Here is a 12,486-nt window from a genome sequence, read left to right on the forward strand (position 1 = left end):
GAAAGAAGTGATCATCGATGTCAACGTTGCCATCAGCACCCAGTGCGACGGGCCAGAGCGGCACACCCTCAAATAAAAAGGGGCAGGAGGGGCTGAAGCGCACGCTGAAGCTAAGGCACCTCGTCTTTATCGGCCTGGCGTATATGGCCCCGCTCGCGGTATTCGACATGTTCGGTATCGTCGCAGAAGAGACGCGTGGCCATGTGCCGCTCGCGTACCTCGTCGTCATGGTCGCGGTGCTCTTCACCGCGTACAGTTACTCGAAGATGGTGAAGTTCTTTCCCATCGCGGGCTCGGCCTACACCTACGCCAAAGAGGCGATTAACCCACACGTAGGTTTCCTCGTGGGGTGGGCGGCAACGCTCGACTACCTGCTTTTGCCCATGATCAACGCGATTCTCTCGGGCATTTACATGGGCGCAATCATGCCCGATGTGCCGTTCGGGGTGTGGGTCGTCTTGACGATCGCGATCTGTACGGTGCTGAACCTCGTCGGGGTGAAGCTCGCGGCGAGCATGAACATGATTCTCGTGGGCATTCAGCTCGTGGTGGCGGTCATCTTCGTGGTGCTCACCGTAAAGAACATTATGAGCGGTGCCAACGATGCTGCCTTTACGATTGCGCCGTTCTTCTCGAGCGATATTCAGGTCGTCTCAATTGCAGCCGGTGCCGCGATTCTCGCGCTCTCGTTCCTGGGCTTCGATGCGGTTTCGACCCTCGCCGAAGAGGCAGAGAAGCCGACCCGAGATATTCCACGGGCGATCTTCATCATCATCGCGGTCGCGGGCGCCTTCTTCATCACCGTGACCTACGTCATGCAGGTGCTCTTTCCTGATGTGACCGAGCTGGGCGACATCGTGGGTGCTTCGCCCGAGATTGCCCAGTACATTGGCGGTGCCGCTTTCCAGGCTATCTTCGTTGGCGGCTACATGATGGCCGTGCTCGGCTGCGGCATTACGCAGCAGATGAGCGCTGCTCGCCTGCTCTATGCAATGGGCCGCGATGGCGCCCTGCCCAAGAAGGTCTTCAGCTCGATCAACAAGCGCACGGGCGTTCCCGTGGTCAACGTCATGATCGTTGCCGCGATCGCACTCACCGCGCTGTTCGTCGACCTCGATCAGGCAGCCTCGATGATTAACTTTGGAGCGTTTATCGCCTTCACCTTCGTGAACCTCTCGGTGATCTTCGTCTTCTTCAAGTTCTTGCAGCGACGAGATCTGAAGAGCGTGCTGCTGTTTGTCATCGTGCCCGGCATCGGGGCGGCGATTAACATCGGGCTCTGGGCGAGCCTCGACTCGCTCTCGATGATGATTGGAGGCGGGTGGATCATCGCCGGCTTCATCTACCTGCTCGTGAAGACGCGCGGCTTTAAGAACCCGGCTCCTGATCTCACCGGCCCCATCAACATTGGAATGTACGAGTAGGTGGCCTGAGCTGGCAAACAGATCTCGTCGAGTGAGGCGGGCGTGAGTGCGTTCACGCCCGCCTCACTCGCATGAGCCCCGCCGCCGCATGTCTGGGTCTGAGATGAGCCGCTCTGCGAGATTGCCCGTGAGCGTGACGGCGCCGCTCTGCTCAACCTCGATACCGGTGAGGGTGAGCCCCGCGGGGAGAGCATCTGCGACGCACACGGAGCGTTGCTCGCTCATGGTCGACTGAAGGAAGCTTGCGACGGGGCCTTCCCCCTGCACGACTACGTCGTGGGGAGTGACGAGCACCTCGCCATTGACGGCTTCGAGGTCGATGGGAGCTTCGTAGGCGATTTCAAAGGCCGGGCTCTGGGGCAGGTCGAAGTGCTCGTCGGTGAGTACTCCGCTCATGACGAGCTGCCCCTCGCGCATCTCGCCGTGACTAGCGAGCCCTCGGCTCATGATGCTGACGATACCGTCGAGGTCGTCGGCGTCGGCCGTGAACGTGGCCGTGCCGTCATGCAGCTTGCCGAACGTGGGCAGGAGCGGCATGCGGCCAACCGTGAGGGTCACCGTCGCGTCGACCTCTGGGGTGAGCGGCACACCAGAGGCGGTCACCGTGACGTCGCTGATGCGCCACGCGAGGGCGTTGAGCAGGACTGAGCCGCGCGTCTCAACCGTGACGGTCTCGGCTTTCGGAACGCGAAGGGCGAGTCTTGCGCCCGTTTCGACGAGAGAGGGCAAGATCGCACGAAGGCACAGCTCGAGTAACACCCCGAGCACCGCGATCACTCCGAGGGTGATCGCGAGGCGCTGAAGAATCTTCATAGTTGTGAGATTAGCCGAGCGGTGGCCCGGGCAACAGAGCTATCTCGTGATCCACGTTTCTCGGGAATGGTGCCAGCCCGACCGCCGGTAGGTTCCGGGAGGCATGCCGTGCTCTTTACGAAAGACCTTTGAGAGGCCGCTCGGGTGGGCGTAGCCGAGCTTGCGTGCGGTCTCTTCGACGCTCCAGCTGCCCTCAAGGTGCTCGCGAGCAAGCGTCATGCGTAGCCCCACTCGCCAGTCTGAGAAGTGCTGGCCCGTGCGCAGGGCGAACGCGGTTCCGAGCACCCCGGCTTCAACCCCGAGCTCATCAGACCACGCTGCGAGCGTGCGGTCGTCACCGGGGCTGTGATGCGTATGGGCGATGATGCGGTCGACCGCCCGCTGGGTGGGGCTGTTGTGGCTTGGCCTTGACCGCCTCGTCTTGCGTACCTCGTCGGAGAAAAGCCTCGCGATGAGTGAATGGCGGTGGTGCTGTGGGGCGAGCCTCGTGTAGTTCGCGACGACCGTGCGCAGGAGCGCCGACTCGCTTAAGGGGGCAACACGCAGCGTCGCGCCCGGCTCGATATCGGAGCACTGGCCGGCGGGCAGTGAGCCAAGGGGGAGTACGACGGCGCCCGGTTCGAGCTCAAGCGTGTTCGCGATGCCCGCCGGTAGCCACGTGGCCCAGCCCTCGCAGAGCCGTTGTTCGCGGCCGCCAATGGTGACGCGGGCCCCGCCGCGGTACGCCCAAACGATGACGTGAAAGGGGTTGATTCGGCTCCACGTCGACAAGCCCTCGGTCGGTGCCGGGGGTTGGTGCTCTCCGGGAGCGGGGAGCGTCACACTCGGCGTTCGCGGCTGAGCGACCGCATCGATGCGGGAACGGTAGGTGCTCGGGAGCATGCCAGTGCGTGCAGTGAATGCCTTCGTGAAGCCCGCGAGTGTTGCGAAGCCGACCCTCGTCGCAGCGTCTTTGACGAGGAGCCCCTCGTGCATGAGCTGGGCGGCAACGCTCACGCGCGTTGCCGTATGCCACTGGCCGAGTGCTAGTCCTGTTTCGTCGGTGAACTGTTGCTGGAGTGCGCGGGCCGAAAGGTGTGCGAGCGAGGCGAGCGAGTGTACGTCGCCCTCATGCTGAGGGTGCTCGATGAGGTGGTTGGCGACAAGACGGGCTTCGGGTGAGAAGGGGAGCTTGGGCGAGCTCACCGCGGCCGCTGCGGTTCGTGGGTGCGGTTTCGGGGGGGGGGGGGGGGGGGCGCATGGCTCTGAGCGCCTCGAAGAGGGTGTTCGTGTGGGCGGGACCTCGCAGGTAGCCAAGGCTCAGGGCAAATTGATGCAACAGCGCCGTGTGCCATTCGGTGCCCAGGGTGATGGTCAACGTGTGGGCGAAGGGTGTCGGCCCCTGCGACTCCGGGGTGAAGGCGATGGGGATGACGGTGCTTTCGGGCGCGGGGTGAATCGAGTAGGGAACTCCCGGCGGAATAAGCAGCACGGTGTCGGCGGTGAGGGGGTGCCGCTCAGTTCCCGTGCGAACGATCGCGGTGCCCGAGTGCACCCAGATGGCGGCGGTGTCGTGTTCGTTGATGAAGGTTCTCGGTTCGGTCCAATGGGCATTGATATCGGGTGCCCATGGGGTCGTCGTGTGCAAGCCTCGCCCTCCGTTGGTTCGCAGGGTACGTCTCGTGCACCCGGGATAACTGATCTGCTTTGGGTAAGGCTAGCCTAACTCGGTGGGTTGCCGCTTGGCAGCTCTGGAGCCGTCGCAGCGTGTTGCAGGAAGTGGGGAACGGGTGTCTCAAACGGGTCGGCGAGTGAGCCTGATCGATGTCGTGGTGCGCGAGCTCGAGGTCGTGCGGGTGAGTGACGTGAGCCCCGCAATGAAGCGCGTGACCCTCGCTGGCGAGGCGTTGTGCACAGAAGCGTTCCCGCCGTTTGTCTCAACGGGTTTCGACGACGACGTTCGGATGCTCTTTCCGTATCCGGGCGAGGCCTTGCCGGTCTTACCTGAGATCGACGAGAGCGGGCGAGTGCAGTTCGCTCCAGGGCGGAGGCCAATTGCCAGGGCATACACGGTGCGCAGGCACGATGCCGACGCCGGTGAGATCGATCTCGACGTTGTGTTGCACGGCGACGACGGGGTGGCCTCGCAGTGGGCTCAGGCGGCCCGGCCGGGCTCACCGATGCACATCGTTGGCCCAGGGCAGACGAAAAGCCTGCCCGAAAGCCCTGACTGGTGGCTCGTGTACGGCGATGACACGGCACTTCCCGCGATCGCGAGATTGCTTGAAGAGCTTCCAGCCAGCGCGCGTGGCCTCGCGGTCATCTCGGTCGCAGAGCATGCGCACCGCATCGAGCTCACGCATCCCGCTGCCGTGAGCGTGCACTGGATAGACCGGGCCGAGCACACCGCTGAACACGGCTCATTACCCGTCCCAAGCGACCTCTTGCGTGTCGCTGAGTGGCCTGAAGGCGAGCCCTTCGTGTGGCTCGCGGGTGAACAGTCTGAGGTGCAGGGTCTCAGAAGGTTTCTGCACCACGTGCACGGAGTGCCGAAAACCGACATTGACTTTACCGGCTACTGGAAACACCACCGGCACGATACCGATGCCGCAAACGAAAGGTAATCATTGAACACCACATCCACACGGTTCTTCGGGTCGGTCGGCCTCGCGCTGAGCCTCACCCTCCTCATGAGCGGTTGCGCGAAGAACGCTGACTCCGACGCCGAGGCCTCAACGAACAGCGGCCAGAGCGCTGAGTCATTCCTGCCGGCTGCTGAAGGCAAGACCGAATACCCGCTCACGCTCGAAACGCCGTACGGCGAGACAGTGCTTGAAGAGCGCCCAGAGCGAGTGGCTGCGATCGTGCCAAACGCGATCGACACCGAACTGCTCCTCTCGCTTGGCGTCACGCCGGTTCTGAGCTCAAACTTTGTGAGTGAGGGAGGCTACCTTGCCGAGCACGGAGCTGAAGAACTCACGACCTACGAGTACATGATGGGCGAAGATATCCCCATCGAGGCGATCGCAGCGAGCGAACCCGACCTCATCATCGCGGTGGGTTGGGTGCCGGGCTTCGGCGACCTGGGCGACTCCTACGACCAGCTCGCAAGTATCGCTCCCGTTGCTGCGAGCCCGGCCTCAGACCAGCGCATGATCCGCTGGCAAGACTCGATTGAGATCATTGGTGAGGCGCTCGACCTGAGTGATACCGCGCACTCGGTCATCGAGCAGCACGACGAGCACTTCACCGAGATTCGTGAAGCGCACCCAGAGTTCGCTGGAAAAACCGCAACCTGGGCCATTTACTACGGCCCCGCCAACGGGCTGCAGTACTTCTCGCAGGAAGGCTCGGCGCCCGAGGGCTTCCTCACCGACCTGGGCTTTGAGAAGAATCCCGAGGCCGCGTCATTTAGCGGCGATACGACCGTGAGTGACGAACTCGTCGGCAAGATTGACGCCGACGTGCTCCTGCTCGGTCAGAGTGCTGCGGCAAGTGATGCCGAACTCGATGCGCTCACGGGGCGCGACCTCTTCCAGAACCTTGGGGCGGTCACCTCTGGTCGCTTTATTCAGCTGCCTCCCAAAACCGAAGATGGTGGCGATCTGCTCTGGGCCATCACGAGCGGTGGGCCAATCGGCAATGCCTGGGCCGCTGACCACCTCGTGCCCTTGCTCGCCGACACCTTGTAAGCCAGCAAGAGTTCCATGACCCGTTCTTGGTGGGCGCCGCCGCTTCGGTGCCGCCGCCCACCAAGAACGGTTGCCCGAACGCCAGATAAGGAGAACCCGTGACCGCACTCGGTCAAGCGAGCACCCCACCGCGCGGAATGCCTGAAGGCTCACAAGCCGTGAGGGCTGACGAACACGGGAGCACCCGCCGCACGGTCGCGGCTCGTCGCGCCCTCGGGGCGGTCGTGCTGCTCGCCCTGCTCATACTCGGCATTGCGTTGAGCCTGAGCGTCGGGGCCAACCCGCTCAGCCTCAGTGACGTCTGGCGGAGCATCGTGAGCCCCGATGGCTCTGAGACCTCGTCGATCGTGTGGGGTCTGCGTGTGCCGAGAACCCTGGTAGCGATTGTTGCTGGTGCCGCCTTTGGTGTTGCCGGTGCGCTTATTCAGGCGATGACGAGAAACCCCCTCGCCGATCCAGGCATTCTCGGTGTGAACGCGGGCGCGGGCTTCGCCGTCGTGCTCGGGGTCGGGTTTTTCGGGGTAGCCGACATCATGGGCTATGTCTGGTGCGCGATGATCGGGGCCGTTGTCGCCACCGTTCTTGTCTACCTCGTGGGGGCTGCTGGCTCTTCGTCGCCCTCGCCGGTGACGCTCGTGCTCGCGGGCATTGCCCTCACCGCTGTCTTGATGGCGTTCACGACGTTTCTCACGCTCATTGATGAGCAGACCTTTCAATCGTTTCGTCGCTGGGGGCTGGGGTCGGTTGCTCGGACCACGGTCACAGAGACGCTCACCGTCGTGCCCTTCATTGCTCTCGGGATCTTGATTGCCCTCATGATCGCGACATCGCTGAACGCGGTTGCCCTCGGCGATGACCAAGCCGTGGCTCTCGGGGCAAACGTGATGCGCACTCGGGTGCTTGGCATCGTCGCGGTGACACTGCTCGCGGGTGCCGGGACGGCACTTACGGGAGGCATCGCGTTCATCGGTCTTGCGGTGCCGCACCTCGTGCGCTGGTTCACCGGTCCTGATCAGCGGTGGATCATCGTCTACACAGCGCTCGCCGCGGGTGTGCTCGTTCTCGCCGCAGACGTGCTCGGAAGGGTCATCGTGAGGCCCGGAGAGATGGAGGCTGGCGTCTTGACCGCACTCGTTGGTGCCCCAGTGCTCATCGCGCTCGTGCGCCGGAAGAAAGCGAGCGGTCTATGAACGCGGGTCTTGAAACGCAGCCTCCGGTTCGCTTCGGGTATCGGGCTGTTACGGTACGCCGTGGCTCGGTCGCACTGCGTATGGGGACGAGAACCATGGTCGTGTGCACGGTGCTCACACTGCTCGCCGTCATCATGGCGTTTCTCTCGCTCGGCTTTGGCGACTATCCGCTGAGCCCCGGGCAGGTGTTTGAGGCACTCGGCGGAGGAGGTGAGAGCTTTCACCGCATGGTCGTCACAGAATGGCGGCTTCCCGTCGCGATCGCAAGCGTGCTCTGCGGCGCACTGCTCGCAACCGGGGGAGCGGTGTTTCAATCGCTCACGAAAAACCCGCTGGGTTCACCCGACGTCATCGGGTTTGACGCAGGTTCATATACCGCCGTCGTTCTCGTGGTGCTCATTGCGGGCAAGAATAACTACTGGTCGGTGGCGCTCGCCGCAATGGTTGGCGGGCTTCTCACCGCGCTGATCGTGTATGCGCTGTCATATCGCGGCGGCACCCAGAGCTTTCGCCTCATTATCGTGGGCATCGGGGTTTCAGCAATGCTCGGCTCGATCAACTCGTACCTCATCACGAGGGCCGATATTGAAGACGCAATGAGCGTCGGGTTCTGGAATGCAGGATCGCTGGGCCGAATCAGCTGGCAGGCGCTCGTCCCGGCACTGCTGCTCGCCTGCGGGTTGCTTGTGGCGCTCGCCGCACTCGCCCCAGCCCTCAGACAGCTTGAACTGGGTGATGACACGGCGGTCTCGCAGGGAGTGCGCGCGGTGACCGCGAAGCCGCTCCTGCTCGTCTTGGGTGTTGCTGCCACGGCGATTGTGACGGCCGCGGCAGGCCCGATTCCCTTCATCGCACTCTCTGCGCCGCAGCTCGCGAAACGACTCACGAAGAGCGCGGGGGTAACGCTCGGAGCCTCGGCGTGCATGGGTGCCGCGTTACTCGCGGCGGCACAACTGCTCGCGCTCACGAGCGCACACTTCTTTCGCACGGTGCCCGTTGGCCTCATCACCGTGTGCCTTGGCGGCCTCTATCTCATGTGGCTGCTCATTCGAGAGACAAGGAAGCACTCATGACGAACGCGCAGGTAACCCGCGCAACCTCAGAAACGGCGGGCGCACAGACCTCGCGACTGCGCGCAGAAGACGTGAGCATCGGCTACGAGCGGACACTCATTAGTGAGAACCTGTCGGTGGCGATTCCCGACAACTCGTTCACCGTCATCGTCGGGCCAAACGGTTGCGGTAAGTCAACGCTCCTGCGCGCACTCGCGAGGCTCATCAAGCCGAGCCACGGCGAGGTGCTGCTCGACGGCAAGCCGCTGAGGCGTTACGCGCCAAAAGAGGCTGCCAAGAAGCTGGGGCTCTTGCCACAGAACCAGGTCACCCCAGACGGCATCCGCGTCGCTGATCTTGTCTCTCGCGGTCGTTTCGCTCACCAGGGGCTCGTGCGGCAGTGGTCGAGCGCCGACGAGGCGGCGGTGCGGGACGCGATGCGAATGACGGGCGTGACCGAGCTCTCGGAGCGCTTCGTTGCAGAGCTGTCGGGCGGTCAGCGCCAACGGGTTTCGATCGCGATGGCACTGGCCCAGCAAACCGACATCTTGCTGCTCGACGAGCCGACCACCTTTCTCGACCTCACTCACCAGATCGAGGTGCTCGAGCTGTGCACTGACCTGCATGAGCAGGGGCACACGCTCGTCGCGGTGCTACACGATCTCAACCAGGCTGCCCGGTATGCGACACACCTCATCGTTATGCATGAGGGCCGCATCGTTGCTGAAGGCCCGCCTGATGAGGTCTTAACGGTTGACCTCGTCGAGCGGGTGTTTCGGGTTCGCTGCCTCATCACTGACGATCCCGCCGTGGGCACCCCGCAGGTCGTTCCGCTCGGCCGCGAGCGGGGCCGTGCTCGGGCCCGCGAGCGGGGTTGTGAAGGCGGCGGCACAGGCCAGCGGCCAAGCGAGCAACCGCTCAACACCGAACGCACCGAACCCGAGGGGGCACTGCAATGACACGACACCGAACCGCAAACGGCGCCAGAGCGGAGCGAGGCATGATCGCGAGTGCACTGCGGCCGAGCCGGGCAGGGCTCGCGAGCGCGGTGCTCTGCGCGTCGCTCTCCGGTCTCCTCTCGCTCGCCGCGCTCTGGGGACTCATTGATGTGATCGTTCAGCCAAGCGTGCGGCAGGTGGTCGTGGTCGGGGCGCTGTGGGTTGCGACGGCTGTGAGCGCCTCGCTCTCGAGCTGGCTCGCGCACAATGCCGAGGCTCAGTTCTCGGCCCGGCTGAGCGAATCGGTGGTGGCTCACCTCATGCGGTTGCCTGAGAGTACCGTCGCGCGCTACAGTGGCAACGACCTGCGCAGGCTCGTGACCGACAACATCACGGCTCTGCACCACATGGTCGCGCACCTGCCAGCAGAGATTGCCGCTCTCGTGGTCGTGCCGGCGGCTTCGATCGTGACGCTAGTCACGGTTGCCGGCCCGCTCTCCTTGCTTGCGCTGATTCCAGGGCTCATCGCCTCGGGGTACTACCTGTGGGTCGTGCCTCGCACCTCGGCAAAGCACGGAGCCGAGAGCATGCGGGTCATGGGCGACATCGTCACGGCGGTCGATGATTACACGCGCGGCATCGCCACCTGCAGGCTCTACAGTGCAGAGGCCGGTGCTCGCGCCGACTACGAACGCGAGAGCAGGGCTTTTACCAGTGGCATGGTGACGTGGATCAAACGGGTCGCGACCCTCGGCAGCGTTGCGGTGGCAGCGATGCAGGCCGCAGTGACCTATGCGGTGGCGTACCTCGTGGGCTACGGGAACAGTGTTGAGGTGCTGTCGGTGCTGCTCATGTTCAGCCTCGCGGTCGTCACACCCGCGCTCAGGCTTGGCCACGGCCTCGACTACGTTCGTGCGGGGCGCATAGCCGCCGGTGAGCTCAAAGCCTTTGCGGCGGAGGCCGAGACGCGAGGCCCAACGATGATGCAAAGCGGGATCGATGTGGGTTCTCCTGGTGCTCGTCCCGTAGACGCGGTGATTTCACTCGACCGGGTCTCGCTCCAGGCAGAGCAGCGTGTGCTCTGGCGCGACCTCAGCCACGACTTTCGCCCTGCAACGATGACGGCCATTCGTGGCGTCTCAGGAACGGGCAAAACGACGCTTCTTCGCTGCATGGCGGGTCACGAAGATCCAACGAGCGGCAACGTCGTGCTGCACGGCGACCCGGGAGAGACGGCGGGCGAGCGCCCGCTTCACGAGCGGGTAATGCTCATTATGCAGGGCTCCGACGTACTCGCGGGCACCGTGCGCGAAAACCTCGCAGTGGCCGCGCCCGCTGCGAGCGATGCTTCGATGCTCGAAGCCCTCGACCGAGCCCAGCTCACGGTTGCGCTCGATGCCGACGCCGCAGTGCTCTCAGGAGGCGAGAAACAACGGCTTGGTCTCGCGAGGGTGTTTGTGGGCGACGCGCGGGTGGTGCTGTGCGATGAACCGACAAGCGCGCTCGACCAAGATACGGCGCAGCGGGTCATGCGAGAGCTCCTCATCGAGTGTGAGCGAGCCGAGATCGCACTCATCGTCGTCACTCACGATGACGAAGTCGCAGGCTTGGCGCACGAGACCCTGGTGCTCGGAGAAAGCACGGGGGAGCGCAGCGGAGACAATCACCAGGAAGAACAGTGCGCGCGCACAGAGCGCGTAGCGGCACCAGAAGGAGCACAGGATGCGCGGTAAGACACGCAAAAGATTGGCCGTCATCGCACTCGGGTGGGTGGTCGTCGCCGTTAGTGAGGCTGCGGCCTATATCGTTCTCGCGCTCAGCATCGTTTCTGGAAAGGGGCCTGGGGCGGTTGCCGTGGCGAGCCTCGTTGCGCTCGGAGTGACGGTGCTGGTGCAGCGGTCGGGGTACCTCACTGGCGCCAAGCTCGCCGGCGATCTTTTTGAGAAGCTCGGCGGGGCACTCGCGGAAACGAGGCTTTCGTGGTTTACCGAGCGCAACAGGTCGCTCGTGACGGGCGTCGCGTCGAGAGTTATTCCCTCGATGATGAGCGTTCCAGCGCACACGCTGCAAACCTTTATCGTTGCTCCGCTCGTTCCGCTGCTGCTCGTTGGAGGGATGGCGTTCGTTGTGCGGCCATCGGCGGCGCTTTGGGTTGGCGTGGGTCTCGGTGTCGCTCTTTGCGCACAGTATGTGGCACAGCGTTCACTCGCTCGGGCCGACCAAGGGCGAGCAGCCTGCGACGAAGCGGTTGCCGTGGGCGCCACCGAACTGCTTGAGCACCGAGAGCTCCTTCGCGCGATGGCTGGCCCAGAGCGCGCGAGTGAGCGGCTGCGTGCCGCGCAGCGTGACCAGCAGCAGCTCCTTCGACGCATCAACCGCGCCTCGGCGCTCGCTACCGGGGCAGCGAGCGCCGCAACGGTAGCACCGCTTGCCGCTGCAATGCTCACCCTGGTCTGGGGCCCCGGCAGCAGCCCCGCCGAGGCGCTCGCTCTCGTGCTCCTCACGATGCGAGCCGCGGCTCCCCTCGAAACGCTCGTCACCGCGGGGCTGTCACTGCGTGACCTGCAAAACTCGCTCAGACAGTTCCGTGAGGTCACCGGTGCTCCCGTGCTACCAGAGGCTGAACAGCCACGCACACCCCAGTCGGCTGAACTCGGCATCTCGGTGCGGTCGCACCGAGGCGTGCTCGGTCCGCTCGACGAGACGATTGCTGCGGGGGAGCGCGTCGTTATTTCAGGCCCCACCGGCAGTGGGAAAAGCACACTGCTCGGCCTTCTCATGCGCTTTGAAGACCCTGATGAAGGGGCGATCACCCTCGGCGGGGTGCCGCTCACCGAACTGCGCTACTCAGAACTCGCCAACCGCGTCGCCTACGTCGCGCAAGACCCCGTCATCTTTTCGACGAGTCTTGCCGACAACATTCGCCTCGGCGATCCGCTCGCCAGCGACGATGACGTCTTGCGCGTGGCGCGTCTCGCAGCGCTTGAGGGGGTGCTCGGGCGTGATCCGCAGGGAATTCATCAGCGGGTCGGGCATCGTGGCAGCACCCTCTCGGGAGGAGAAAAGCAGCGTGTTGCGATTGCGCGGGCGCTGCTCAAGAACGCCCCCGTTCTGGTGCTCGACGAAGCAACCTCGGCGCTTGACGCGGCGACTGAACAGCGCGTCGTGAACGCTCTCAGTAAACATCCAGAGACGACAATGCTGATTGTGGCCCACGGTGATGTTCAGGTATGGCGCCCCACAAGAGGGATACCATTAGAGTTTGGTCGTGAGATCGCAGAAACGGCTACTCCCCTGACGAATGGGGGTAGCGCTTCGCTAGGGGCGAGCCGCGTGCAGCACTAACGTCAGCTCCCGGAACACTTGTAGCGGTATCAACGACAGTGGCGCGGTGAAAT

The 12,486-nt window shown here is 64.0% G+C and carries 11 protein-coding genes; 8 read left to right on the forward strand and 3 right to left on the reverse strand.

From position 1 onward, the window contains the following. Positions 1–17 precede the first annotated feature (17 nt). A complete protein-coding gene (locus JSO19_RS12475) occupies positions 18–1,424 on the forward strand; it encodes an APC family permease (RefSeq protein WP_270911976.1) in 1,407 nt (468 codons plus the stop codon). Positions 1,425–1,487: 63 nt separating this feature from the next. Here JSO19_RS12475 and JSO19_RS12480 read toward each other — a convergent pair whose 3' ends face one another. The 3 genes from JSO19_RS12480 to JSO19_RS13155 are packed head-to-tail and all read right to left on the reverse strand — an operon-like array spanning position 1,488 to position 3,864. Then, the gene (locus JSO19_RS12480; RefSeq protein ID WP_270911977.1) at positions 1,488–2,237 is read right to left on the reverse strand and encodes an LmeA family phospholipid-binding protein; all 750 of its coding nucleotides are present in this window, start codon (positions 2,235–2,237) and stop codon (positions 1,488–1,490) included. Positions 2,238–2,276: 39 nt separating this feature from the next. Beyond that, positions 2,277–3,422 (reverse strand): helix-turn-helix transcriptional regulator, encoded by a 1,146-nt coding sequence (locus JSO19_RS12485; protein WP_270911978.1) that lies wholly within the window; start codon positions 3,420–3,422, stop codon positions 2,277–2,279. Then, on the reverse strand, positions 3,346–3,864 hold the full coding sequence (locus JSO19_RS13155) for an AraC family ligand binding domain-containing protein (protein WP_442915696.1): 519 nt from the start codon (positions 3,862–3,864) through the stop codon (positions 3,346–3,348). Before JSO19_RS13155 ends, JSO19_RS12485 begins: the two co-directional genes overlap by 77 nt. Before the next feature lie 163 nt (positions 3,865–4,027). On the opposite strand from JSO19_RS13155, the gene JSO19_RS12490 reads away from it, so the two are divergent. The 7 genes from JSO19_RS12490 (at position 4,028) to JSO19_RS12520 (ending at position 12,433) form a co-directional block, all read left to right on the forward strand. Next, complete coding sequence (locus JSO19_RS12490; protein ID WP_270911979.1) at positions 4,028–4,840, forward strand: siderophore-interacting protein; 813 nt, start codon at positions 4,028–4,030, stop codon at positions 4,838–4,840. 3 nt (positions 4,841–4,843) lie between these two features. Next, positions 4,844–5,908, forward strand: coding sequence for an ABC transporter substrate-binding protein (locus JSO19_RS12495; RefSeq protein WP_270911980.1), 1,065 nt, complete (start codon positions 4,844–4,846; stop codon positions 5,906–5,908). Positions 5,909–6,006: 98 nt separating this feature from the next. After that, entirely contained in the window at positions 6,007–7,098 is a 1,092-nt protein-coding gene (locus JSO19_RS12500; protein ID WP_270911981.1) for a FecCD family ABC transporter permease, read from the forward strand. Beyond that, the gene (locus JSO19_RS12505; RefSeq protein WP_270911982.1) at positions 7,095–8,171 is read left to right on the forward strand and encodes a FecCD family ABC transporter permease; all 1,077 of its coding nucleotides are present in this window, start codon (positions 7,095–7,097) and stop codon (positions 8,169–8,171) included. The genes JSO19_RS12500 and JSO19_RS12505 overlap by 4 nt, the downstream gene beginning before the upstream one ends. Beyond that, complete coding sequence (locus tag JSO19_RS12510; protein WP_270911983.1) at positions 8,168–9,109, forward strand: ABC transporter ATP-binding protein; 942 nt, start codon at positions 8,168–8,170, stop codon at positions 9,107–9,109. Before JSO19_RS12505 ends, JSO19_RS12510 begins: the two co-directional genes overlap by 4 nt. Then, positions 9,106–10,821, forward strand: coding sequence for an ATP-binding cassette domain-containing protein (locus tag JSO19_RS12515; RefSeq protein WP_270911984.1), 1,716 nt, complete (start codon positions 9,106–9,108; stop codon positions 10,819–10,821). Before JSO19_RS12510 ends, JSO19_RS12515 begins: the two co-directional genes overlap by 4 nt. Then, positions 10,811–12,433: an ATP-binding cassette domain-containing protein gene (locus JSO19_RS12520; protein WP_270911985.1), complete on the forward strand. Its 1,623-nt coding sequence runs from the start codon at positions 10,811–10,813 to the stop codon at positions 12,431–12,433. The genes JSO19_RS12515 and JSO19_RS12520 overlap by 11 nt, the downstream gene beginning before the upstream one ends. The last annotated feature ends 53 nt before the right edge of the window (positions 12,434–12,486 follow it).

The organism is Leucobacter sp. UCMA 4100 (assembly GCF_027853335.1).
In the GTDB taxonomy this organism is placed as follows: domain Bacteria; phylum Actinomycetota; class Actinomycetes; order Actinomycetales; family Microbacteriaceae; genus Leucobacter_A.

Bases quoted from the DNA above. Each gene is read 5' to 3' on its own strand.
- JSO19_RS12510 (WP_270911983.1), top strand. From the start codon at position 8,168: ATGACGAACGCGCAGGTAACCCGCGCAACCTCAGAAACGGCGGGCGCA.
- JSO19_RS12480 (WP_270911977.1), bottom strand. From the start codon at position 2,237: ATGAAGATTCTTCAGCGCCTCGCGATCACCCTCGGAGTGATCGCGGTG.
- JSO19_RS12515 (WP_270911984.1), top strand. From the start codon at position 9,106: ATGACACGACACCGAACCGCAAACGGCGCCAGAGCGGAGCGAGGCATG.
- JSO19_RS12505 (WP_270911982.1), top strand. From the start codon at position 7,095: ATGAACGCGGGTCTTGAAACGCAGCCTCCGGTTCGCTTCGGGTATCGG.
- JSO19_RS12520 (WP_270911985.1), top strand. From the start codon at position 10,811: ATGCGCGGTAAGACACGCAAAAGATTGGCCGTCATCGCACTCGGGTGG.
- JSO19_RS12475 (WP_270911976.1), top strand. From the start codon at position 18: ATGTCAACGTTGCCATCAGCACCCAGTGCGACGGGCCAGAGCGGCACA.